Origin of the sequence: Mesorhizobium sp. M1E.F.Ca.ET.041.01.1.1 (genome assembly GCF_003997355.1) — a bacterium.
Lineage (GTDB): Bacteria > Pseudomonadota > Alphaproteobacteria > Rhizobiales > Rhizobiaceae > Mesorhizobium.
In genome coordinates this window covers 17624-41461 of record NZ_RZSL01000001.1, presented here as the reverse complement: position 1 = coordinate 41461, position 23838 = coordinate 17624, and the positions used below count along the sequence as shown (strand labels likewise).

General features: G+C 58.8%; 18 protein-coding genes and 4 pseudogenes. 21 read left to right on the top strand and 1 reads right to left on the bottom strand.

Annotation, left to right across the window (positions count from 1 at the left end; translation table 11 throughout):
- Positions 1-521 precede the first annotated feature (521 nt).
- The 3 genes and pseudogenes from hisC to EOA38_RS00205 all read left to right on the top strand — a co-directional run bounded on the left by hisC (position 522) and on the right by EOA38_RS00205 (position 4217).
- Positions 522-1637, top strand: a complete 1116-nt coding sequence (gene hisC / locus EOA38_RS00215) for a histidinol-phosphate transaminase (protein WP_126063823.1) — start codon at positions 522-524, stop codon at positions 1635-1637.
- A 94-nt stretch (positions 1638-1731) separates the two neighbouring features.
- On the top strand, positions 1732-2766 hold the full coding sequence (locus tag EOA38_RS00210) for an LLM class flavin-dependent oxidoreductase (RefSeq protein WP_095484287.1): 1035 nt from the start codon (positions 1732-1734) through the stop codon (positions 2764-2766).
- 244 nt (positions 2767-3010) lie between these two features.
- Positions 3011-4217: pseudogene (locus tag EOA38_RS00205) on the top strand (IS3 family transposase).
- Between the two features lie 13 nt (positions 4218-4230).
- Here the strand turns inward: EOA38_RS00205 and EOA38_RS00200 are convergent.
- Positions 4231-4348: pseudogene (locus EOA38_RS00200) on the bottom strand (transposase); the annotation flags it as partial.
- Between the two features lie 492 nt (positions 4349-4840).
- On the opposite strand from EOA38_RS00200, the gene queC reads away from it, so the two are divergent.
- The 18 genes and pseudogenes from queC to EOA38_RS39680 form a co-directional block, all read left to right on the top strand.
- Entirely contained in the window at positions 4841-5539 is a 699-nt protein-coding gene (queC, locus tag EOA38_RS00195) for a 7-cyano-7-deazaguanine synthase QueC (protein ID WP_063170389.1), read from the top strand.
- Positions 5539-5895, top strand: a complete 357-nt coding sequence (gene queD / locus EOA38_RS00190; RefSeq protein WP_126063824.1) for a 6-carboxytetrahydropterin synthase QueD — start codon at positions 5539-5541, stop codon at positions 5893-5895. Before queC ends, queD begins: the two co-directional genes overlap by 1 nt.
- A gap of 5 nt (positions 5896-5900) precedes the next feature.
- A complete protein-coding gene (gene queE, locus EOA38_RS00185) occupies positions 5901-6626 on the top strand; it encodes a 7-carboxy-7-deazaguanine synthase QueE (protein WP_164752747.1) in 726 nt (241 codons plus the stop codon).
- Between the two features lie 770 nt (positions 6627-7396).
- A complete protein-coding gene (locus EOA38_RS00180) occupies positions 7397-8149 on the top strand; it encodes a carbonic anhydrase (protein ID WP_126063825.1) in 753 nt (250 codons plus the stop codon).
- Between the two features lie 160 nt (positions 8150-8309).
- Positions 8310-8506 (top strand): annotated as a pseudogene (locus EOA38_RS40025) (7-carboxy-7-deazaguanine synthase QueE); the annotation flags it as partial.
- Between the two features lie 1051 nt (positions 8507-9557).
- Positions 9558-10451 (top strand): nitrogenase iron protein, encoded by an 894-nt coding sequence (nifH, locus tag EOA38_RS00170; protein WP_024505261.1) that lies wholly within the window; start codon positions 9558-9560, stop codon positions 10449-10451.
- An 87-nt stretch (positions 10452-10538) separates the two neighbouring features.
- Positions 10539-12041: a nitrogenase molybdenum-iron protein alpha chain gene (nifD, locus tag EOA38_RS00165; protein ID WP_024505262.1), complete on the top strand. Its 1503-nt coding sequence runs from the start codon at positions 10539-10541 to the stop codon at positions 12039-12041.
- 129 nt (positions 12042-12170) lie between these two features.
- On the top strand, positions 12171-13712 hold the full coding sequence (gene nifK / locus EOA38_RS00160; RefSeq protein ID WP_126063826.1) for a nitrogenase molybdenum-iron protein subunit beta: 1542 nt from the start codon (positions 12171-12173) through the stop codon (positions 13710-13712).
- 61 nt (positions 13713-13773) lie between these two features.
- Positions 13774-15249, top strand: a complete 1476-nt coding sequence (gene nifE, locus EOA38_RS00155) for a nitrogenase iron-molybdenum cofactor biosynthesis protein NifE (RefSeq protein ID WP_095489376.1) — start codon at positions 13774-13776, stop codon at positions 15247-15249.
- 8 nt (positions 15250-15257) lie between these two features.
- Entirely contained in the window at positions 15258-16610 is a 1353-nt protein-coding gene (gene nifN, locus EOA38_RS00150) for a nitrogenase iron-molybdenum cofactor biosynthesis protein NifN (protein ID WP_126063827.1), read from the top strand.
- Entirely contained in the window at positions 16607-17104 is a 498-nt protein-coding gene (gene nifX, locus EOA38_RS00145) for a nitrogen fixation protein NifX (protein ID WP_063169371.1), read from the top strand. The genes nifN and nifX overlap by 4 nt, the downstream gene beginning before the upstream one ends.
- Positions 17105-17120: 16 nt before the next feature.
- Complete coding sequence (locus tag EOA38_RS00140; protein WP_024505267.1) at positions 17121-17600, top strand: NifX-associated nitrogen fixation protein; 480 nt, start codon at positions 17121-17123, stop codon at positions 17598-17600.
- Entirely contained in the window at positions 17597-18412 is an 816-nt protein-coding gene (locus tag EOA38_RS00135) for a response regulator transcription factor (RefSeq protein ID WP_063169370.1), read from the top strand. The genes EOA38_RS00140 and EOA38_RS00135 overlap by 4 nt, the downstream gene beginning before the upstream one ends.
- Before the next feature lie 95 nt (positions 18413-18507).
- Positions 18508-19380 carry a universal stress protein gene (locus tag EOA38_RS00130; protein ID WP_126087041.1) on the top strand — a complete coding sequence of 291 codons (873 nt, stop codon included), beginning with the start codon at positions 18508-18510 and terminating at the stop codon, positions 19378-19380.
- Positions 19381-20222: 842 nt separating this feature from the next.
- The gene (locus EOA38_RS00125; protein WP_063169368.1) at positions 20223-21521 is read left to right on the top strand and encodes a SidA/IucD/PvdA family monooxygenase; all 1299 of its coding nucleotides are present in this window, start codon (positions 20223-20225) and stop codon (positions 21519-21521) included.
- 13 nt (positions 21522-21534) lie between these two features.
- Entirely contained in the window at positions 21535-21912 is a 378-nt protein-coding gene (locus EOA38_RS00120; protein WP_024505270.1) for a hypothetical protein, read from the top strand.
- 272 nt (positions 21913-22184) lie between these two features.
- Complete coding sequence (locus tag EOA38_RS00115; RefSeq protein WP_063170388.1) at positions 22185-23330, top strand: TlpA disulfide reductase family protein; 1146 nt, start codon at positions 22185-22187, stop codon at positions 23328-23330.
- A gap of 320 nt (positions 23331-23650) precedes the next feature.
- A pseudogene (locus EOA38_RS39680) lies at positions 23651-23838 on the top strand (hypothetical protein); the annotation flags it as partial.

Below are 23838 nucleotides of genomic sequence, written 5' to 3'. Positions count from 1 at the left end.
ACCGAGGCGAACCCTCTTGGCTACGCGCGCCACAGCGACGCTCCATATCGTCAGGCCTGCGTCTCATGCTCAGATGAGCCGGTATTTGGCTCTCTCATCAGCAAACCGAGAGAGCCCATGCCAAGACGGAAGCAAGCAAGACGAACGAGCGTCAGAGATATCCTGCGCCTGACCCATAAACAGGGCAGTCCGGTGGGCCAGGTGGCAGAGCAACTGAGGTTCGGCAAGACTTCGGCTTCCACCTATCTGCGGGCGCTGGAGACGGGCTGTCGTGCAGGCCCTGCATGCGGCTTTGAGGACGATGCGATGTTGAAACACCGTCTGTTGCGCCGAATCGGCCGTCGGCCACACGTTGGGTCGTCATCAGGTTCTCGACAGCTTGCCGGTGTCAAATCCAAACCGTGGTCGGCGATCCCCACCAGGGTGGGAAGGCAGCGCTGATATAGCCGAACGTCGATCAAGTCACGATCAACTATTGCCTCATGTCACATGCCCTGCGGGACTGAAAAACGGAGAAGAACATGTGCGATGCAAAACTGAAGACCGTGCTTTCGCTTTTTTCGCCGGTGGCCAGCAAATTAGATGCTCTCTCGTCCAACGGACCAGCGACGGATGCAAATTGCGTTAAGCTAAATACGAACGAGAACCCGTTTCCGTTGCCGAAGAGCGTAATGCAAAGTGCAATTGCTGCGATCGAACACCAGTATCTTTATCCGGAAGACGACAATCTCAGCTTAAGGGCAGCTGCCTCCGATGCTTACGGATTTTCCAAAGATCAGGTGATTGCCGGCAACGGTTCGTCGGAGCTGCTCGGACTCATCTACAGAGCTTTCCTCGCCCCAGGAGATAGAGTGGCGATGCTGTCGCCCGGATTTTCGTTCAACCGTAAACTTGCCATGTTGCAGGGTGCCGAGTTTCTCGAAATCGCATCGAGCGAAGCTCATCCCCTGCCGATAGAAAAACTGCTGTCCGGCCCCGCAAAAGACGCGAAGTTCATTCTGTTGGCTAATCCGAACAATCCGACCGGAACATTCGTGCCGGTGGCCGAAATCGAACGCCTTGTGGAGCAAGCAGATCGCTTGGTCGTCTTGGATGAGGCCTACGTTGACTTCGCACCCGACAATGCCCTGCGCCTCGTCAATAGACATCCGAATCTTTTGATCTTGAGGACTTTTTCAAAGAGCTATGCTGCTGCTGGCGTGCGAGTCGGCTTCGGTTTCGGTCACCCAGAAATCATTGGCAGGCTGCGCAACATCCAGAATGTCTTCAACATGAACGTGATCGGGCAGGCGGTCGGGAAAAGCATTCTTGCGCATCGCCACGCCTACGAAGAGAACCACAGGCACATCAAGCATGAACGACAGCGAGTGACCCTGGCGCTGTTGCAACTTGGCTTTTCCGTAACACCCTCCCACGCAAACTTTTTGCTGGCCCGTGTGCCGGCGGGACAGGAGGGCTCATGCTGGCAAGCCGCGTTGAAAGAGCAGGCGATCCTCATCGCCAGCTTTCCTGACGTAGATTTGAAGAACTGTATTCGCGTCAGCATTGGCACCACAGAGCAGATGGACAAATTCCTTGCTGCCGCCAAACGCGTCTGTATGAGCTTTAAGAAGAATCGCGGTGTGCACAAGCATTAAGTCAATTCACATTAAGCGCCAAGTAATAGGTGCTGATATGTCGCCAGCTATGATGATTAGCGAATAAATAATAGGTAATTTGGAGAACAATTAATTGAAGAAAATTTCCGCTTCGGGCCTGACCTTCGGCATCTTCGATCATCTGGACGAAAACGGCGATGACATCGCACAACAATATGCAGATCGGCTGAGCCTAGCAGAAGCGTGCGATGGCTATGGCTTTTATGCGTATCATCTCGCCGAGCACCACTGTACGCCGCATGGCAGAGGTCCATCACCGAATTTGTTCTTAGCGAGCGTCGCCCAGCGAACCCGCAGTCTTCGTGTTGGTCCCATGGTAATGCTACTTGCGCTCTATCATCCGCTGCGTGCCTTCGAGGAGATCTGCATGCTTGATCAGTTGAGCGGCGGCAGGCTTGAACTCGGCATAGGGCGCGGCTCTGCTCCCACTGAATTGGGATACTTCGGGGTTGCTGTAGAAGCAGCACCAGAACAGTATGCGGAGGCCAGTGAGATTCTCATCAATGCGATGAAAGGCGGGACGCTTTCTTATCAGGGCCGCCACTTTGAGTTGAAAGATGTTCCGCTGACGTTGAGACCTCACCAATATCCCCATCCGCCGACATGGATCGCCACCAATCGACCCGAGCCGGCTAGCTGGGCCGCTGCGAATGGGGCAAACATCGCCTGCGTCGGACCTTCCACTTCTGTTCGCAGCGTTACCGACGCGTTCCGCGCCGCCCGAATTCACGATGCTGACATTGGCCAGCAAGCGCCATTTCTTGGATTGCTCCGAATGGTGGTGATAGGGCGTTCTGAAACAGATGCGTATTTGCTCGCAGCACCTGCCTATGAACGATGGCTCAATAGCTTCAAATTTCTATACGAACTAAATGCCATTTCCACTCCACCAAACTTGCCTTTGAACTTCGATGCAGCAATTGAAAGTGAATTGTGCGTCGTGGGAACGGCAGATTCTGTCCGAAAAGCTCTCCTTGATCAGCTGGAAGAGGCAGGTGCTAATTATCTTCTGTGTCAACTGGCATTTGGGGATTTGCCGCTGGATGCCTCACTATACACCGCATCGGCCATTCGATCCGAAATCATGGCTCGAGTTGCCGCATCGTGAATCCGTCGTGTGATTGGAGGAGCAGCGGCAGCGCTGCTCCTCATTGCGAAACGGTTGTGGGGGCCGGACTCCTGTCAGGTGTAAACCATTGGAGCACGTCCTATCTGATCCAGGTCATATCCTGCGGCTTTGAAGTAGTTGGCACATTCGGCTGGGGTGAAGAGGTCGACGACCGCGCCGAGGCCTTGCCCCTCTGATCTAATCCGGTTTGAAGTTCGTTCTGGCCCATCCAGAGGATCAGGACATGAAACGCAGCCGCTTCTCTGAAGAGCAGATCATCGGAATTTTGAAGAAACACGAGGCCGGGGTATCGGTTGGCGATCTGTGCCGCAAGCACGGGGTCAGCGACGCCTCGATCTACAATTGGAAGGCCCGCTTCGGCGGGATGGATGTCACCGAGGCTCGGCGACCTGAAGGGCTGGAGGACGAGAACACGCGCCTGAAGCGGCTTCTGGCCGACGCCATGCTCGACAATGCCGCGTTGAAGGACCTTGTGGGAAAGAAATGGTGACGCCCGCCGCCAAGCGGAAAGCTGTCGCTCGCCTGAAGGAAGGCTTCGGGATGAGCAAACGGCGGGCGTGTAAAGCCATCGGCTGTTGCCGCATGACGGTTCGCTACCAGACCAGCAGGCCGGACGACCGGGAGGTTCGCGAGCGGATGAAGGCGATCGCGCAGGAGCGTCGCCGGTTCGGCTACCGGCGTCTTCTCGTGATGCTGAGGCGGGAGGGCCTGGTCGTGAACCACAAGAAGCTGTTCCGGCTCTATCGGGAGGAGAAGCTCGCCGTTCGCCGCCGTGGCGGCCGCAAGCGGGCGATCGGGACCAGGGCGCCAATGCTGGTGCCGCTGAGGCCCGACGAGTGCTGGTCGCTCGACTTCGTATCGGACCAGCTCACCGACGGGCGCCGCTTCCGCATCCTGGCCGTCGTCGACGACTGCACGAGACAGTGCCTGGCACTCATCGTTGATACGTCTCTCTCGGGCATGCGGGTTGCCCGCGAATTGGACCGGCTCATCACTAGCGCGGCCGGCCCAGGATGATCGTCAGCGACAATGGCAGCGAGTTCACCTCGAACGCCATCCTCTCCTGGGCGGATCAGAACCGCGTCGAATGGCATTACATTGCGCCCGGCAAGCCGATGCAGAATGGCTTCATCGAGAGCTTCAACGGCCGACTGCGCGATGAACTGCTCAACGAGACGCTGTTCACCTCGCTGGCTCAGGCGCGCGTAGCCATCGCCCTGTGGCACGCCGACTACAACACCGCGCGGCCGCACTCCCAAATCGCCTGGCAGACCCCGGCCAAGTTCGCCAGCACCTTCAATCCGCGACGGTCGCTCGCGCTGCGCTATGCCAAAGGCTCCGCGCCAGCGCCCGTCGCTTCACCCGCCCAGCAGGGCACAACCCACGCCGGAAACGAACTCAAAACTGCTGGGGCAACGTCAGTCCCATAGAGCCTTGATGGTCGGCCTTTGCTCGCAGCAGCGCCTTAGGTTGGGCGAAGGCGTTCTCAATCGGATTGAAGTCGGGACTGTAGGGCGGCAGGTAGAGCAGGCTCGCCTGCGGCCTCAATCGCGCCGCGCAGGGTTCTCCAGGCGGATGTCGCCAATGTCAAATTTGCTGGCATCCATGTCGCCCTCGCTTTCTGGTTCGAGATCGGAAAATCGCCGAATAATCAGCACATCAACCTGCGCCTGAAGGAGCTCACTGCCACTTTCGGCTGGCGGGGTGTGCCGCCCCACAATTAGAATGTCAATTGTCGTGCCAACCGCACAAGCGAAGGCCAGAAAGCCAACATGTGTTCTGCGGCTTAATTAAGAGTCAGCCGATGTCGGCCGAACATCACCTTGTCTCGAAGTCGACGATCCGACAGCAGATTGCGAAAGTTGGCGCGATGCGAAACAAACTGCTGAAGCGCTCAACTTTTATTGATCACGCGTGTTGGACGCGACGCACTCCCGTTCCAATCGGGCTGAGCGCAAATTCTCCCGGTTCACAAAACTGAGTCGCTGGAGTAGTGGGGGCGCAGAGAAATCTCCGGTCGCAGCCTTACCCGGTCAAAACAAGGATACCAATGATGAAGACTCTCGCCGTCTGCTCTGGCGGATTGGACTCCGTTTCCCTTGCTCACATGGTGGCAGCGGAGCACGAACTCACCGGCCTTCTATCTTTCGACTATGGCCAACGGCACAGGAAGGAATTGGGCTTCGCCGCTCTTTGCGCGCAGCGACTGAAGGTCCCGCACCAGATCATCGACATCGGCGAAATTGGCCGTGGCCTTTCCGGCTCAGCGCTGACTAGCAGTATCGACGTGCCGGACGGCCACTACGCCGAAGACACGATGAAGATTACGGTGGTGCCGAACCGCAATGCCATCATGTTGGCAATCGCCTTCGGTCTCGCCGCCGCCCACAGCGCCGAAGCGGTGGCGGCGGCCGTGCATGGTGGGGACCATTTCATCTATCCCGATTGCCGTCCGGCCTTCATTGAAGCTTTCCAGACAATGCAAGACCGCGCGCTCGACGGCTATGCGCAGATACGCCTCTATGCACCGTATGTGAATCTCGGAAAAGCTGACATTGTTGCGGATGGCGCAAGATACGGCACCCCGTTTGCTGAGACCTGGTCCTGTTACAAGGGCGGCGTGCGTCACTGCGGACGATGCGGGACCTGCGTCGAGCGGCGCGAAGCGTTCCATCTCGCCGGGCACGCTGATCCCACCGACTACGAGGACGCCGATTTCTGGCTTGAGGCGCTGCGCAGGAGGCGCGCGTAATGTTCCACATCACCAAGGAATTCCACTTCTCGGCCTCGCATCAGCTCACCTCCTTGCCTCCCAACCATCAATGCGCGCGCCTGCACGGGCATAACTATGTCGTCGTAGTGGAGCTGTCGGCCAAGGAACTGGACGCCCACGGCTTCGTGCGCGACTATCACGATCTGGCGCCGCTCAAACGCTACATTGACGAGAGCTTCGACCATCGGCACCTCAACGACGTGCTGGGACATGAGAAGGTCACGGCGGAATGCCTGGCCAGACATTTCTATGAATGGTGCAAGGCACGTCTGCCGCAGACCGCGGCCGTGCGCGTTAGCGAAACACCGAAAACTTGGGCGGAATACCGTCCGTGACCGACATGCATCCCGCAATCCGTGTGAGCGAGATATTCGGGCCGACTATCCAGGGCGAGGGCGTGCTCATCGGCTTGCCGACGGTGTTCATCAGAACCGGCGGATGTGATTATCGCTGTTCATGGTGCGACAGCCTTCACGCGGTGGACAATCAGTATCGCCATGAATGGCTACCGATGCCGATCGATGCCGTGTGGCAAACCGTCCATGCGCTTTCCGGCGGCAGGCCGGTTATGGTCTCCTTGTCAGGCGGCAACCCGGCCATTCAGCCGTTCGGTCCCCTCATAGAACGCGGCCATCGCGAGGGCTATCGTTTTGCACTGGAAACGCAGGGTTCCGTGGTGAGGGAGTGGTTTGCGGATCTTGACGTGCTGACCCTTAGCCCAAAGCCGCCGTCCAGCGAGATGACCACCCGTTGGGCTGCGTTTGATGCATGCCTCGAAGCGGCGCAAGAGAAGCCGCAAATCGTGCTCAAGCTCGTCGTTTTCGACGAGAGTGACTATGCCTACGCCAAAGAAGTCGCGGCGAGATATCCGCACCTTCCGATCTATCTGCAACCCGGCAATCACACGCCGCCGCGCCCTGGCAGTGAAGACGCCTCTGTCGACTTGGACGGAATAATGATGCGAATGGAATGGCTTGTCGAAAGGGTGACTAGCGACAGGTGGTTCGAAGCCCGCGTGTTGCCGCAGCTGCACGTTCTGCTTTGGGGTAACAAGAGGGCGGTCTAGTCTGCGGCTTGCGTCGCACCGGAAGGCCGGGCTCCAACGGCTTGGCAGGCTCTCTTCGCGTGCCGAGTACAGCCGAGCTTTGTTCGCGTCAGCGGTCTCGCGATTGTGCGGCTGGAAACCGCCCGGACACCCCGCTGCCGGCGTGTGTCACCTTGACTCCGATGAGCTGTCGTCACGCAAAGTTGAAATCCGCAAGAACTGGCCTTCTCGCCCCACCTGCTCCGTCGCAAGCACGTCATCCCCTCATCCTTGTCCAGCTCTTATCGATGTATCTCATTGTCCGGCCTGACGCACGACTGTCAGCATGGGAATGCATCCATTGCGCAAATGCCTTCCATAAAGAAGATCGATTTCCTCACTGGCCCAACGTGAAATATAGCAACGTTTTCGTGGCGTGGGTCGGCTGCGTCGGGAGTAGCGATGAAAACGTATTAGGGTCGCCTGCGTCTCCTTGGGCAGCGAGTGTAAAGTATAGCGATGCGGCCTCCGGCGCGAACGGCAGCCGCGCAGTGATCACCTTCGCCTGTGCCTTTGCGGCGGGGGTCAAGCGCTGGTCTGCTCAAATTTTTTATCGTTTAGCTGGTTGAAACTGCTCCCGTTGCGGGCTGCAGAAGCCGGCCAGCCGAGAAACGGCAGCCGCACTTATGAAAGCACGCCAAGGCATGCGGGCATCTATCAGTTGCAAAGGACAATACTGGCCGCGCCGATTGGCCATCACGCGTCCATTAGGGCAGCCACCAACATCAGTTCGCAAGAGGAGCAAAAGTAATATGTATCGTCGTCACCTGATCAAAGGGTTGGTTGCGCTCGGCGCATGCCGGATTTGCGTTCAAGCCGCCCAAGCGACCAGTGCCCATTGGGGGTACACCGGTCCGGTCGGACCGGAGCACTGGGCTGATCTGGATAAGGAAAATTTCGTATGCTCTGCCGGCACGCAGCAATCGCCGATCAATATCAACAGCGCGGTCAAGGCGGATATCCCGCATATCGCCATCGGCTGGCACAAGGGCGGCGGCAATATGGTGAACAACGGCCACACCATTCAAATCAATATGCCACAAGGCAGCACGCTGACCCGCAGCGATCGTGTCTACGAACTGGTACAGTTCCATTTCCATGCGCCAAGCGAACATCACGTGGCGGGCAAGAGCTTCCCGATGGAGGTGCATTTCGTTCACAAGGACACGCAAAGTGGTACTCTGGGCGTGCTGGGCGTCTTTTTAACGCCCGGCGCGACAAATGCCAGCTTTGCTGCCCTTGCTGCGGCCTTTCCCGAACTGCCGAATGGGGAGGTGACGATCGACGAGGTGAATCCCAACTGGCTTCTGCCAGCCTCGCTTGGCTATTGGACTTATGAGGGCTCACTGACGACGCCGCCGTGCACCGAAAACGTCGAGTGGATGGTGGCGATGGAACCGGTTGACGTTGATCCGGCAGACATCCAGCGATTTGCCTCCCTCTACCCGTCGAACGCGCGCCCTATTCATTCACCCAATCGACGCTTCATCCTGCGCCAGAGTTGAGCGCCGCCCCAGCGGTTCCGCACGGTCCAACATTCTTGGCACAAGTTGGCGCGAAGCCTCCTCTTCCGGTCTGGCGGTCTGACGGCGCTCCCCAAGCTGGCTAGTCTAAATGATAGGGATTCGGTGCCGACACCACTCGTCCCAAAGACGTCGCGGCGAGGTTTGTCTGCAACCCGGCAATCACACGCCGCCCCGCCGTGGTAATGAAGACGTCTCTGTCGAGTCCGACGGAATATGATGCGCATGGAATCGCTGGTAGAAAAGGTGACCAGCGACAGGTGGTTCGAAGCCCGCGTCTTGCCGCAGCTGCACGTTCTACTCTGGGGTAACAAGAGGGTGGTGTATACCTTCTCCTAGCTTCGCCGCCAACTACTCGGTTTTCCGAATTGCTCTCTATATTCTTGAAGACGATGCGTTCGTTAAAGACATGTGCTGCGCACCTGGTGTAAAAGCTGCTCTCATCATGCAGAGGTCAAGCCAGTCGGGCTCATCCGAGGCTATGGCCGTGAGCACTGTTCAGTTCGGCAGAGAGGGCGCTTTTGTACACACTTTGCGATCGTGGCGGCCCCGTGGGCAGATCTGCAAGCTGCCGCGACACTAACCTCTCGAAGCCCGCCCGCCCGCCTGTTGATGCGTGTCTCCCAGTAAGATTCCTGTCCAAGAACGTGATAATCTTCTTGCCAGTGTTGTAGCTGATGTTGCCCTTGATGCCGCAGCCTACCGCGGCGGGACCAAACTCAATGGCAAGCAGGCCGGCTAGGATCGTGCAGCCAGTCGCGAGCCTCGCCCACAACGGGGTCTCACGCGCATGAGGGCGCCGACCATGGGTTCGGCGGTTCGTACGCGTATAACACGTATCTTTCTGAAAAAATCAATGCTCTCGGCTAAGCTACTGAATTATTTGGCTTCCATATAGCGCGTCGGCGGAACCAACTTGTAGACGGGCTATGAAAGGTTAAGCGCGGATGTCTATCGGCCGCCGGCGTTCCCGCTCTGTAAGCCTGCCTGAACTACCCGCGCCGCGGTCAAGCCCCAGGCTCCTGCTCATCCAGCGACCGCCCGATCAATGGCAGGCTGGAAAGACAAGAGCCGATGTCTTCCGATGGTCTCGCCATCAGCTTTGGGCTAACTTCCCCATTCTCCCGCTTCGAGCTCGACACACGGCGGTTTGGATGGCGCACGACAATCTGTGTCGGCTTTGTCGTGTCCGTGACAGACGCCTGAAAGGCCCGTTCGCGCGTTTTGCCGCCGTCTAAGCGGCTGGAATTTAATGACAAAGTTTTTTCTGGGATCGGCCGATCACGCTGGTACGCTTTTTGCGATGCTTGGTGTGAGGCGGCACGAGCTGCCTATCGGCACTTGTGTCGCGGGCAGTCGCGATGATTAGAACGAAGGAAGGAAAGCTATTATGTCAGGTCTGCGTCAGATCGCCTTTTACGGAAAAGGCGGCATCGGCAAGTCCACCACGTCCCAAAATACGCTCGCTGCCCTTGTCGACCTCGGGCAGAGAATCCTCATCGTAGGATGCGACCCCAAAGCCGATTCCACACGCTTGATCCTGAATTCGAAAGCTCAGGATACCGTCCTGGATCTCGCCGCACAGGAAGGTTCGGTGGAAGACCTCGAACTCCAGGACGTGCTCAAGGTGGGCTACAGAGGCATCAAGTGCGTGGAGTCCGGCGGCCCCGAGCCGGGTGTCGGTTGCGCCGGCCGCGGCGTCATCACCTCGATCAATTTCCTCGAGGAGAATGGCGCTTATGACGATGTCGATTATGTCTCCTATGACGTCCTCGGCGACGTGGTATGCGGCGGCTTCGCCATGCCGATCCGCGAAGGCAAGGCCCAGGAGATCTATATCGTCATGTCCGGCGAGATGATGGCGCTCTATGCCGCCAACAACATCGCCAAGGGCATCCTCAAATATGCCCATTCGGGCGGTGTGCGGCTGGGCGGGCTGATCTGCAATGAACGTCAAACCGACCGCGAACTCGATCTGGCCGAAGCACTGGCTGGCCGATTGAATTCCAAGCTCATCCACTTCGTGCCCCGCGACAACATCGTCCAACATGCCGAACTCAGGAAGATGTCGGTGATCCAGTACGCGCCGGACTCAAAGCAGGCAGGGGAATACCGCGCTCTGGCCGAGAAGATCCACGCCAATTCGGGCCAGGGTACGATCCCGACGCCGATCACCATGGAGGAGCTGGAGGAGATGCTGCTCGACTTCGGCATCATGAAGACCGACGAGCAGATGCTTGCCGAGCTTCACTCCAAGGAAGCGGCGAAGGCGGCGGCCCAGTAGTGACATTAGCGCTGCCATGAATCGGCGCGCCTTGCAGAGAACGGCGCCTATTCTTTGAGGCGTCACCCAACCTTGAAAGGGGGACTCATGAGCCGGGAATACGAGAATGACGGTGCTCTTCATGCGAAGCTTATCGAAGAGGTGCTGTCGCATTATCCCGACAAGGCGGCGAAGCGCCGCAAGAAGCACCTCAACGTCGCAAAGAGCGGCAACGAGGCTGGCGGGGAAAGCGAGGTCCTTTCCGAATGCGACGTCAAATCGAACATCAAGTCCATTCCCGGGGTGATGACGATTCGCGGCTGTGCATATGCTGGTTCGAAAGGCGTGGTGTGGGGGCCAGTCAAGGATATGGTCCATATCTCGCACGGCCCGGTCGGCTGCGGCCAATATTCTTGGTCGCAGCGCCGCAACTACTACGTCGGTACAACGGGCGTCGACACGTTCGGGACAATGCAGTTCACCTCCGATTTCCAGGAGAAGGACATCGTCTTCGGCGGCGACAAGAAGCTGGAACAGATCATTGACGAGATTGAAGTCTTGTTTCCGCTCAACAACGGCATCACCGTGCAGTCCGAATGCCCTATCGGCCTGATTGGCGATGACACCGAGGCCGTTTCTCGCAAAAAGACCAAGGAGTATGACAAGACGATCGTGCCGGTACGCTGCGAGGGCTTCCGCGGCGTCTCGCAGTCGCTTGGCCACCACATCGCCAATGATGCAATCCGGGATTGGGTCTTCGACAAAAAGGATGTCAAGTTCGAGGCCGGCCCCTACGACGTCAACGTCATCGGCGACTACAATATCGGCGGCGATGCCTGGGCCTCGCGCATACTGCTTGAGGAGATAGGGCTGCGCGTGGTTGGCAACTGGTCGGGTGACGCCACACTCGCAGAGATCGAGCGCGCCCCGAAGGCTAAGCTCAATCTTATCCACTGCTACCGGTCGATGAATTACATCTGTCGGCATATGGAGGAAAAGTATGGCGTCGCCTGGATGGAGTACAATTTCTTCGGTCCCTCCCAGATCGAAGCCTCTCTGCGCAACATAGCCAAGCATTTTGGGCCGGAAATCGAGGAGAAGACCGAAAAGGTCATTGCCAAGTACAGGCCGCTTGTTGATGCGGTCATCGCCAAGTACCTGTCGCGCCTGGAAGGAAATACCGTGATGCTCTATGTGGGCGGCCTGCGCCCCCGCCACGTCGTCACGGCCTACGAGGACCTCGGCATGGTCATCGTGGGCACCGGCTATGAATTCGCCCACAGCGACGACTATCAGCGCACCGGCCACTACGTGAAGAACGGCACGCTGATCTACGATGACGTGACCGGCTATGAGTTGGAGAAATTCATCGAAGGGATTCGCCCAAATCTGGTCGGCTCGGGAATCAAAGAAAAATACCCGGTGCAGAAGATGGGCATACCGTTCCGCCAGATGCATTCCTGGGATTATTCAGGCCCGTATCACGGCTACGATGGCTTTGCCATTTTCGCACGTGATGTGGATCTCGCCATTAACAACCCGGTCTGGGACCTATTCCACGCGCCTTGGAAAAGAAGCCGGGGCGATGAGCGGGCGATGGCTGCCGAATAAACATTTGCTTCAGCCCCAGTCTCCCACTGAGACGGTGAACTCCCGCGGCCTCTGATCCGCCGGAGCCTGGAACGTCTTGACGTCCTGAGCTGCCGTCCCGCGCAGCCAGATGCAAAAGAGGTAATCATCATGCCGCAGTCGGCTGAAAAAATTCTCGATCACGCTCCCCTGTTCCGCGAGCCGGAATACAGAAAGATGCTCGCTGAGAAGAAGCTAAACTTCGAATGTCCGCACCCCGATGAAATCATTTCCGATCAGCGCGATTTCACCCAGACGTGGGAATACCGCGAAAAGAACCTCGCCCGCAAAGCGCTTGTCGTGAACCCGGCCAAGGCCTGCCAGCCGCTGGGTGCGGTATTCGCTGCCGCCGGCTTCGAGCGAACCATGTCCTTCGTCCACGGCAGCCAAGGTTGCGTCGCCTATTACCGCTCGCACCTGTCGCGCCATTTCAAGGAGCCTGCCGCGGCGGTCTCCTCCTCAATGACCGAGGATGCGGCGGTGTTTGGCGGCCTGAAGAACATGGTCGACGGGCTCGCCAACACCTACCAGCTCTACGACCCCAAGATGATTGCCGTGTCGACGACCTGTATGGCAGAGGTCATTGGCGACGACCTGCACAGCTTCATCCAGAACGCCAAGGACGAAGATTCAGTCCCGCGCGACTTCGACGTGCCCTTTGCCCACACCCCGGCCTTCGTTGGCAGTCATGTCGACGGCTATGACAACATGGTCAAAGGCATTTTGGAGCACTTCTGGAAAGGTCAGGAGCGTACGCAAATCGAAGGAACCATCAACATCATTCCGGGCTTCGACGGCTTCTGCGTCGGCAACAACCGGGAGCTCAAGCGCCTGCTCGATGTAATGGGCGTGTCCTATACATTGATCCAGGATGCCTCTGACCAGTTCGATACGCCTTCGGACGGTGAATACCGCATGTATGACGGGGGCACGAAGATCAACGAGGTGAAGAAGGCCCTCAACGCCGAGGCAACGCTTTCGCTGCAGCATCACAACACCCGAAAGACACTGGGCTATTGCGAGGAGGTCGGGCAGGCGACGGCCTCGTTCCACTATCCGCTCGGCGTTCAGGCGACGGACGAATTCCTGATGGAGGTCGCGGCGATTTCCGGCAAGGAGATTCCCGAGGCAATTCGCCTCGAGCGCGGCCGACTGGTAGACGCCATGGCGGACAGCCAATCCTGGTTGCATGGTAAGAAATACGCCATCTACGGTGATCCCGACTTCGTTCACGCAATGGCCCGCTTTGTCATGGAGACCGGCGGCGAGCCAACCCATTGCCTCGCCACCAATGGCACCTCGGCATGGGAAGCCGATTTGAAGAAGCTGCTAGCATCCTCGCCTTTCGGCAAGGCTGCCCAGGTTTGGGCGGGCAAGGACCTGTGGGCGCTGCGCTCACTGCTCTTTACCGAGCCGGTGGACCTTTTGATCGGCAATTCCTACGGCAAGTACCTGGAGCGCGACACCGGAACACCGCTGATCCGGCTGATGTTTCCGATCTTCGATCGGCACCATCATCACCGCTTTGCGCTCTTTGGCTACCAGGGAGCGTTGCGCGTGCTGACGACGATCCTCGACAAGATCTTCGACAAACTCGATCGCGAGACGAGCGAGACGGGTGTGACGGATTATTCCTATGACCTCACGCGCTAAGAGCCGTGGCCGGCTTTTCGCCGAGGCCATTCCTTGCCCAATGGACTGGGGAGGCTGAGCAATGTCCTCCCTCAGCGCCAAAATCAAGGACGCCTTCGATGAGCCCGCCTGCGATAAGAACCGTGGCAAAGATGCCAAGGCGCGCAAGGAGGGCTGCTCGAAGTCGCTGACACCAGGGGCGGCAGCCGGCGGCTGCGCCTTTGACGGAGCCAAGATCGTCCTGCAGCCGATCACCGACGTTGCGCATCTGGTCCATGCGCCGCTCGCCTGCGAGGGCAATTCTTGGGACAACCGTGGTGCGGTTTCGTCAGGGCCGACCTTGTGGCGGACAAGCTTCACGACCGACCTCACCGAACTCGACCTTGTGATGGGGCAGGGCGAGCGGAAACTCTTCAAGGCGATCCGCGAGATCAAGCACACATACGCGCCGCCGGCGATCTTCGTCTACTCGACTTGCGTAACGGCGCTGATCGGTGACGACATCGAGGCCGTGTGCAAACGCGCCACGGAAAAGTTCGGTTTGGCCGTGGTGCCGATCAATGCGCCTGGCCTGGCAGGCTCCAAGAACCTCGGCAATAAGCTCGCCGCCGAGGCGTTGCTCGATCATGTCATCGGCACGGTCGAACCCGACGACCCCGGACCCTACGACATCAACATCCTTGGCGAATTCAACCTCTCGGGCGAATTCTGGCTTGTAAAGCCGCTCCTCGATCGGCTCGGGATCCGGGTGCGCGCCTGCATTCCCGGCGATGCGCGTTACCGCGACATTGCTTCCGCGCACCGCGCCCGGGCGGCAATGATGGTGTGCTCGACCGCGCTGATCAGTCTTGCCCGCAAGATGGAGGAGCGCTGGGACATCCCGTTCTTCGAGGGCTCCTTCTATGGCATCTCCGACACATCGCAAGCTCTTCGAAACCTTGTCAGGCTGCTGGTGAGGAAGGGCGCCGATCCGGAGATCCTCGAGCGCACAGAGACGCTGATCGCGCAGCAGGAGGCGATCGCGTGGAAGAAACTCGAATCCTACCGGCAAAGGCTCCAAGGCAAGCGCGTGCTGCTCAACACAGGCGGTGTGAAGTCCTGGTCGGTTGTCCATGCGCTGATGGAGATCGGAATCGAGATCGTCGGCACCTCGATCAAGAAATCTACGGTGCAGGACAAGGAGCGCATCAAACAAGTTCTCAAGCACGACAAGCACATGTTCGAATCCATGGCTGCGAGCGAGCTGTACGCCATGCTCTCTGAACACAGGGCCGATATCATGCTGTCGGGCGGTCGCACGCAATTCATTGCGCTCAAGGCCAAGACGCCCTGGCTCGATATCAACCAGGAGCGCCAGCATCCTTATGCCGGCTATGACGGCATGGTGGAACTCGTACGCCAGATCGACCTCGCCATTCACAATCCGATCTGGTCTCAGGTGCGCCAGCCGGCCCCGTGGGATTGCCAGCCTGAGCTGATAGGCGAATTGCCGTGCACGAGGAACGAGACCGCGTACCTGTTTGATGAATTCGCCTGCGCGACGGCACACGAGTGTTGAGGCGACCGATGGCCCGCATCCTTCCCCAGAGCAAATCGGCGGCAGTCAACCCGCTGAAGTCGTCGCAGCCGCTGGGTGCCGCCTTTGCCTTTCTTGGCGTCGACGGTGCGATGCCGCTGTTCCACGGCAGCCAAGGCTGCACAAGCTTTGCGCTCGTTCTCTTCGTGCGGCACTTCAAAGAAGCGATTCCCTTGCAGACTACGGCGATGGATGAGGTGGCGACCATCCTCGGCGCAGCCGACCATCTGGAAGAGGCGATCCTCAACCTCAAGAACCGCACGAAGCCAACGCTGATCGGGGTGTGCACGACCGCGCTGGTGGAGACGCGTGGCGAAGATTGCGCGGGTGATATTGCCAACATCATGCGGAAGCACACGCAACAGCTTGCGGGTACGGAGGTCGTGCTGGCCAACACGCCGGATTTTGACGGCGCGATCGAAGAGGGCTGGGCCAAGGCAGTCACCGCAATGATCGAAGGGATTACGCGCTCGGGCGAACGGGCGCGGCACCCGAAGAAGATCGCAATCCTGCCCGGATGCAACCTCTCTATCGCCGACATCGAGCATATGCGGGACATGGTTGAAAGCTTTGGGCTCAAGCCGGTTATTCTGCCCGACATTTCAGGCTCGCTCGACGGTACGGTTCCTGACCGCTGGGTAGCGACCACATACGGCGGCACCAGCGTCGAAGACATTCGCGAGTTGGGCACGGCCATGCAATGCATCGCCATCGGTGAGCACATGCGCCGCCCGGCGAAAGCGCTGCACGGGTTGACCGGCGTGCCTTACGTGTTGTTCCAGTCACTGACTGGGCTGCAGGACACGGACCGCTTCGTGTCGCTGCTGTCTGCGATTTCGGGCGCGGCGGTACCGGCCCGCGTGCGCCGGCGCCGGGCGCAATTGCAGGACGCGATGCTCGACGGACATTTCCATTTCGGCGGCAAGAAAATTGCCATCGCTGCCGAACCAGACCAGCTGTTCCAACTTGCGACCTTCTTTGCTGGCCTCGGCTCCGAGATAGCCGCGGCCGTCACAACGACCGACAGGTCTAAAATTCTCGAGAAAGTCCCGGCGGTTTCGGTTCAGATCGGCGATCTCGGCGATCTGGAAAGTCTTGCCGTCGGTGCTGACCTGCTTGTCACGCATTCGCACGGGCGCCAAGCATCGGAGCGGCTCCGAATTCCGCTCATGCGCATCGGGTTCCCGGTCTTCGATCGACTAGGCAGCCAGCACAAGCTCGCAATTCTCTATCAGGGCACCCGCGACATGATCTTCGAGGTCGCCAGCATCTTCCAGGCCAACCAACACGCGCCCACTCCTGAGGCGCTTGATCCACTCCGTAATCGAGAAATATCACGATGAACGCTGTTCGCCGCCTCTCGCTGGTCAGTAGTGAGGTTTTCGCCCCGATGCCTGAACGACGTAAGGGCGCATTGCGCGTTGCGATCGCCACTCAGGACATGCAGGACCTCAACGCCCATTTCGGGTCGGCCAGGCGCTTTGCTGTCTACGACGTGACGCGCGAGGAATGGAATCTCGTAGAAGCCGTGGCCTTCGATGACGTGTCCGATGAAAGCGGGGAGCATCGGGCCGAGCGCGATGATCGCATCACGCCAAAGGTGGATGCGCTCAAGGGCTGTCAGATCCTGTTTTGTCTGGCAATTGGCGGCCCTTCGGCAGCCAAGCTTGTCGCGGCAAAAATCCACCCGATCAAAGTGGCGGAGCCCCAATCGATCCCACAGGTGCTCTTGCGCACGCAGATGATGCTCAGGACGTGTCCTCCGCCTTGGCTGCGCAAGGTGCTGGCGCGAGCGGGCATTGCCGAAAAGAAACCGTCCTTCGAGGACGAGGACTGAAAAGAGGAGGACGCCAATGCCTGACCCCGCAATCCCCCCAGCTGTCGCCGAAGACGAGGCGGCTCTTTGCACCCCGTTCGTCAAATGCCTCGTGCGGCTGATCCGTTCTCAGGATTCCTATGGCTCGTGGGAACGCAAAGCGGACGCTGAGCTGCTGGGCGACTTCATCATTACCAAGGAACAGCGCCGAGGGATCCCAATCATCGGAGATCCCGATCCCGACGTGCTGTGGAGGCTCGACAAGTACTACGCCGCCATCGGGCTTGCGATCGAGGAGCGCTGCGGCCTTATGGCATCGCCGATGATCCAGGTGAGCCATGAGGGTTTTGGTCGGGTGCTTTTCACGACCGGACGGCTGGTCGTTTTGTCCAAAACGCTGCGCGATGTCCACCGGTTTGGCTTCGAGACGCTCCTGAAGCTCGCCACGGCCGGTACGAAGCTGGTCGACGATGCGATTTCAGTCATCGAAACCTTTCCCCACGTGGCGCTGGCATGATGGGCGCGATTTTCGAGAAAGGCCATCATGACGGACCCGAGAAACTATGTTGGCCAGTCCCCTCGATCCAGGGACTCGAGGCCGACCAGGTTGTTGGGGTATCGCCGATGAAGAAGCCGCTGGTCCTGATCTGCTCGCAAGATGCCGAGTTCTATCTGCTCTACAGCCACATACTGGAGGTTGACGGTTTCAGCAGTGAGACGGCAGACGGCGCGAAGGCTGCGCTGGCCTTGGCCGAACAACGGGAGCTTCAGGCCGTAGTGCTGGATTGCGACCCAGCCAGCATAAACGGGTCCGCAATTTGCGCCCACCTCAAGCGGGAACCGCGCACCACCGACCTGCCTATCATCGCCCTGATCGCGCCTGGCGCCGAGCACCAGCACCTCGATCTCTTGAAGGCAGGCGTTGAGAGCTTTGTGCGGCCGGTGGCTCCGGCCAAGCTGCTCGACTGCCTGCGGGCGAGGCTCGGGCTGACCAAGCGTGGTCCGAACGGGGTTGAAAACGACAGTTGGATTTGTTGTGGAGGCCTGGAGATGAAGCTCGATGCCCATCGGGTTCGCGGTAATGGCCACGACATCCATCTCGGACGGATCGATTTCAACGTGCTGCGGCTTATGATTGAGGCCCCCGGCAAGGTCTTCAGCCGGGACGAGCTTATCGGGGCGGCCTGGCTGCCCAACATTCATGTCGGTGCACGCACCGTCGATGTCCATATCAGCCGAATCAGGAGGGCGCTGAAAACGGCCTTGCCCGGCAGCGTCATTCGCACCGTCAGGTCGGCCGGCTACTCGCTCGAGAAGCCGGACGACTGAAATCGGTGATCGAACGTGGTGCCGCTCTCTCTTCCTCCTGAGAGCGGTGTTGCCGCTTTGAGGCGCTCCTAACGAAGACCAGGAGAAGCAGGCAAATGGAATTTAAAAGCATATTCAGTGTGACGGGTGCTGATCATTCTGATGAGGACCTCACAACAGCTGCCGGACTGTGTGCCGAGGTCGGCGCGCACCTATCGGTACTCATTATACCGCCTCCATTGCTCTTGATGTTGTCTCCGCCCCCCGAATGGAATACAGGACGTGCACAGGCAATTGCAGTACCGAACTATCGATTTCAGCAAATCGAGAAATTTTCACAGGACGTGACCAGAATGGAAAGACGGTCCGCGGATATCCTCAAAAGGCTGAAAGCTATGTCGCTTTCCTGTGACGTTGACACCGACTATTGCGATCCGGCTAGCCTCGGTGAAGTGGCACGACAGCGGGCGCTCTGCGCTGACCTGACGATCGTTGGAGGAGACCTCCTCAACGATGAGACTCTCGGACCTCCTGTTGTCAACGGCTGCTTGTTCGATAGCGGAAAGCCGGTGCTCATCGTGCCGAAGGGCGTTAAGGCGACGCTGTCGCCTCGACGCGTGCTGGTCGGCTGGGATTCGCGTGTAGAGGCCTCGCGTGCGGTTCGGGAAGCTCTTAGTATCCTATCCGCTGCCAAGGAAGTCTGTGTCGCTATGGTCGATCCAAAGGCGCAAAACAACGGGAAAGGCGCGCAGTCTGGAGCTGACATCGCTGCCTATCTTACTCGGCACGGTGCTCGGGTCTCCGTTGACCTGCTTAAGAGCGCCGGCAAATCGGCGGGCACAGTGCTGACCCAGCACGCGAACGACATCTGTGCTGACATGATGGTTATGGGTGCTTATGGCAGCCGTGGGCTGCGTGAGCGGATTTTCGGCGGTCCGCCGAGCTGGAGCTTTGGGAAGACCACATTGCCGCTGTTTTTGGCTCGCTGATCAGCTCCGTAGGAACACCGATCAGGTCGTAGGACCGCCAACCAGTCCGAAGTCGTCGTCGGTTACCGGTCGGATTGCGGAGACATGGCTGGATCCGCGAACATCTTGCGACGCTTGTCAGAGCCAAACCGGACGCCTCGACTGCTTCACGACGCTCTCGTGAACCAACTCGTGCGAGATCGTCCGCAACGGGCAGTAAAGACGAACGGCTGCAGCAGACCGCAGCCAAGCCACAGGGCGGGTGTACCAGGAGACCCCGCCTCGTGCGCGAACCCTGTTGGAAGGCCCCTTATCAGTACCCGGACGCGCGTCAAATCGGCGGCTGTCCCTGTCAGCCTGCGGTGTGCAAGGGCCGCTGCCGCGGAGCTTCCCCTGCCCGATCGTCGGGCGTGCGACAATGTCGGATTCCAGACGAGCTGGAACTGCGCGAACTCGTTGGTTTGACAGGTCTTTATCCGGCACGCCGCATGCATGGGAGTCTCCGAAAGCATTAAGAGCCGTTATCCATGGTTACGCCCCTCGAAAGAAAGAGCCGCTTCCGTCGTGGCAGGGAAACAGCCACTCCTGGGGTGGAGGCCGGCGCTAGAAGCCGCCGTAAGATCCGGAAGAGCCGCGCGACAGCATCACACACTTTCCTTCTGCTCTTGGGTTCGGATCACGCCGCGCCGCTGTCGATGCCGCCGACATTGAGCCCAAGACCTGGAAGGCGGCACACGCTTTTGCTGTCCTCTCAGTCGGGACCGCGGCTCAAGCATGCCTGTGAGGTTCGCATTGCTCAATGCCCGGCAATCGACGTCAACATGCCGCTGAGTTGGAAAACACTCCTAGAGGAGTAAGGATAAGTGGACCTCTTTTGTATTGGTGTGGGTGCTGGACCATCTAATTTGAGCCTTGCGTGTCAGATACAGGAAGAGATTGCGCAAGGGGCACTGTTCCTGGACCGGGAGGTCGATTTCCGAGGACATCCAGGCAGCGCTTTCGATTGCGCGGAGCTCCAGGTCGGCCACTTCCAGGATCTGGTTACTCTGGTCAATCCGCGATCAGCCTACACATTCGTAAACTACCTCCACGAGAACGGGCGTCTTTACAATTTCCTCAATGCGCAATTTCACGGGGTGCTTAGAGCCGAGTTCGCCCAATATCTCAACTGGGCGTTCCAGAAGAATCCGCTTGTCCGTGGCGGCGAGGCCGTTCGCGAAATCCGCTTTGACGGCGAGTTTCGCGTGCGGACGGACAACGCGGTCCTTGATGCAAGAAACCTCGTCATCGACATAGGCAAGCAGGCGCAAATTCCGCCTCAGTTTCATGGCTGGACTGGACCCAACCTGTTCCACTCATCTGAGTTGGCCCACATCAATCCTGAGGTGCAAAAAAAGCATGTCTGCGTTGTTGGCGGCGGACAGTCGGGAGCCGAGCTGCTACTGCACCTTGTCGGCCGGCCGAAAGAACGGCGGCCCGCGGCGATCACATGGGTCTTGACGCGCGAGATGCCTTTCGACGACCACGCGTTCACAAACGGGCTGTTCACGCCATGCTTCTCGGATCGTTTTGCTGCGATGAGCGAGGTGCATCGACAGCTGTTCCTGCGGCGTTTCGCGCTTGCCTCCGAGGGCATTTCAGAAAGCAAGTTGCGCGCGGTCTATCAGGCGCTCTACCACCACGCCTTTCTCGAGCCACACCAATGCGAGATCACATTGCGGCCAAGTTGCAACGTGTCGCGCTGCATCAATGCCGGAGCAGGGCACAGGCTCACGCTGCAACGCGGCTTGGACAACATCGGAGAAGTAACCGCCGATATCGTCATCCTGGCCACCGGGTACGAGAAACCGCTGCCGGGTTTCCTAGAACCGATCGCAGATCGCCTCGAACAGATCGGCAATGAGCTCGCCATCGGCGAGGATTTTTCGGTGTACTGGGACGGACCGCGAGACCGACGCCTTTTCGTTCAGAACGCCTGCCTTGGACAGCGCGGGCTGGCTGATCCGAACTTTGGGCTGCTGGCCTGGCGAGCGCGCCGCATCCTTGACAGCCTTCTGCGGCGCGCGCCATGCGCCAATCCCGAGCATCTAGGGTTCATCAACCGTCCCTTGACGGAGTGCTGGCCCGACCTCGGAGTCGAACAAATGGGCAGCGGGATATGATTCGTCGATATTGATGATCGGCGGTGGCATTCAGGAAAGATTTCCGCCTCTGGCGGCAAAAGCGGGACGAGCAATATTCCTACGGCGTCAGATCGCTCTGCTCGCGCTTGAGCAAGGTAGCGTCGCGCGACTCCTGCTTGGCGTGAAACAGCAAAGGGCATTCAATCACGATGCAGCTTTACGTGCTGTCGGGCTCAACGCCACGTGGATCGAGCCCAACGCCGCCGTTGGCAACCGCGACGCGAATTATGACGCCGGGCCACATGCGGCGGTGGCTGCAAGGGTACCGAGCCTCTCCCGCACTTTCGACCCCATCGCCGAAGTGCGACTACTCCAGGACGCCGAAGCCGGTCTTATCGCCAGCGGGCCAGCCAAACTCTCACCTTCCTAAACGGCAGCCGCTAAGGTGAGCCGTCGAAAGCCGACATTCAGGTTAACGTCAGCTGGCCGTGTTAGGGCTCGCTTATTCAAGGCGGTACCGGCGCTTGCCGAAGCTAAGAAGGGTTGGCATGCCCTTTGCCGTGCTTGATGTGCGGCAACACGGTGAGAGCTCCGCTGAAGCAAGCGAGAGGGAGCAATGCCCTCGAGACCGTGTCCGATTTTGACTGGAAAATATTCCGCGACAAAAGAGACGAAAGGTGTGGAATGACTTTGGACACCAAGATGGAACTGCGTATGGGGTCCCCGGCTCCTGCGCTGAAAGTGGAGAACTGGCTGCGTGGCGAGCCCCTCACGAGCCTTCGGCCCGGCAAGGTCTACCTCGTTGAATTTTGGGCGACTTGGTGCCGACCATGTGTCCACGCCATGCCCCATTTGATCGAACTGCAGGAGAAATATAAAGACAGCGGATTTGAGATTATCGGAGTCGCAGCTTGCGAAAAGGCTGCAACCGCGGACGAAGCGCGGACCAACGTGGATGCCTGGCTGACCGAGAAGTTCCCGAATCTGAATTATCGGACAGCGTTCGATTGCACTGGCGAAATGAAAAAGCTCTGGCTGGAACCCAGCTCTTCGTTCGGGATTCCCACCTCGTTCGTGGTCGACCGCGACGGCCACATCGCTTATATCGGCCACCCGGCACCTCTCGATGACGTTTTGCCGAAAGTCCTTAACGGCAGCTGGCGCAGCAGCTATGAAGCGAAAGCCGTCGATGCAAAGCGAATCTCGCGTGTGCGCGAATCGTCGCTGAGTCAGCCGATATACGCCAAACTTGGGCCGGCGATGCAGGACGAGGATTGGGCAGCGGCACTATTGGCCATCGAAGAAGGCCTCGCCGTGATGCCAGACTCTTTTGATTTTCGGCGGGTTCATGCGGATATTCTGCTTCACAAGCTGCGCGACATCAAAACCGGCTTGCCGCTTATGCGCGAATTGGTCGAGGACGCGATCAACAAAAAGTTCGAAGCGATGTCTTGGGTGGTGATGGCGCTGAACCAACTCTTCCATCCCACGATCGACAACTCCCATCTTCCGCATGATGATCGCTTTGCGATGGGCAAGGAGCTCTCCGAACAGATCCTGGAACTTAATCCTCCGCAAGGCGATGGAGACTTTAAATTCGGGTGTTACTTTCCGGTCGCTCAGTATTATTACGAGAGCGGCAACAAGGACCGGGCGATCGAGTTGATCGAGGTGGCAATCAAATCGCTGGACCATTCGGAGCCAGTGCCGGACCAAACCAAACAGCGCTACCTCACCTCGTTGCTCCAAGCCCTGGCCAACTACACGGGTGAGCCTGCCTGTCACGCGGGTCTCTGTGTGGCTCCGCAAAACAAGACTTCCGAAACTCAAAACGCTGTCACTTCCTGAGCAAGGATCGCGAAGGGCATGACAATTGGAATTGAACACCGGCAAATCCGCCCGCCCAGGCGCACTTCGCAGCAATAACGTCGATGCCGCAAAAGTGCGCGGCTTGCGGCAGGTGGAATTTCCATTGCGTTTACCTCGGGTCGAACCGCGGCGCAGGCGTTCGCGCCGCGGTGAAAGGTCTCGCATTGGTGGACGTGCTCGAGGTCGGCCACGGGACACTGTTGCGTGGGATCGGCTCGCCCAAGCCATTCCCCGCCCACGCAAGCGCCCGAACCACACATCGCAGAAAAAGAGATCGTCCTTCAAGAGGAGTACTGAAATTGGGGAAAAGCGAAATTCCTCATGAACCGGTTGGCCCTGCTGTCCACGGGGACGGCGAGGCCCTTGCTTCCCCGTTCGTCAAATGCCTCCTGCGGCTCATTCGTACTCAGGATTCCTTCGGCTTATGGGAAGGCCATTCGGATGCCGAGCTGCTGGCCGAGTTCATCATCACCAAGCAACAGCAACG

Bases quoted from the DNA above. Each gene is read 5' to 3' on its own strand.
- EOA38_RS00135 (WP_063169370.1), top strand. From the start codon at position 17,597: ATGATGGGCGCGATTTTCGAGAAAGGCCATCATGACGGACCCGAGAAA.
- queC (WP_063170389.1), top strand. From the start codon at position 4,841: ATGAAGACTCTCGCCGTCTGCTCTGGCGGATTGGACTCCGTTTCCCTT.
- EOA38_RS00115 (WP_063170388.1), top strand. From the start codon at position 22,185: ATGGAACTGCGTATGGGGTCCCCGGCTCCTGCGCTGAAAGTGGAGAAC.
- hisC (WP_126063823.1), top strand. From the start codon at position 522: ATGTGCGATGCAAAACTGAAGACCGTGCTTTCGCTTTTTTCGCCGGTG.
- EOA38_RS00180 (WP_126063825.1), top strand. From the start codon at position 7,397: ATGTATCGTCGTCACCTGATCAAAGGGTTGGTTGCGCTCGGCGCATGC.
- nifD (WP_024505262.1), top strand. From the start codon at position 10,539: ATGAGCCGGGAATACGAGAATGACGGTGCTCTTCATGCGAAGCTTATC.
- queD (WP_126063824.1), top strand. From the start codon at position 5,539: ATGTTCCACATCACCAAGGAATTCCACTTCTCGGCCTCGCATCAGCTC.
- EOA38_RS00140 (WP_024505267.1), top strand. From the start codon at position 17,121: ATGCCTGACCCCGCAATCCCCCCAGCTGTCGCCGAAGACGAGGCGGCT.
- nifK (WP_126063826.1), top strand. From the start codon at position 12,171: ATGCCGCAGTCGGCTGAAAAAATTCTCGATCACGCTCCCCTGTTCCGC.
- queE (WP_164752747.1), top strand. From the start codon at position 5,901: ATGCATCCCGCAATCCGTGTGAGCGAGATATTCGGGCCGACTATCCAG.
- nifE (WP_095489376.1), top strand. From the start codon at position 13,774: ATGTCCTCCCTCAGCGCCAAAATCAAGGACGCCTTCGATGAGCCCGCC.
- nifX (WP_063169371.1), top strand. From the start codon at position 16,607: ATGAACGCTGTTCGCCGCCTCTCGCTGGTCAGTAGTGAGGTTTTCGCC.
- EOA38_RS00120 (WP_024505270.1), top strand. From the start codon at position 21,535: ATGATCGGCGGTGGCATTCAGGAAAGATTTCCGCCTCTGGCGGCAAAA.
- nifN (WP_126063827.1), top strand. From the start codon at position 15,258: ATGGCCCGCATCCTTCCCCAGAGCAAATCGGCGGCAGTCAACCCGCTG.
- EOA38_RS00130 (WP_126087041.1), top strand. From the start codon at position 18,508: ATGGAATTTAAAAGCATATTCAGTGTGACGGGTGCTGATCATTCTGAT.
- nifH (WP_024505261.1), top strand. From the start codon at position 9,558: ATGTCAGGTCTGCGTCAGATCGCCTTTTACGGAAAAGGCGGCATCGGC.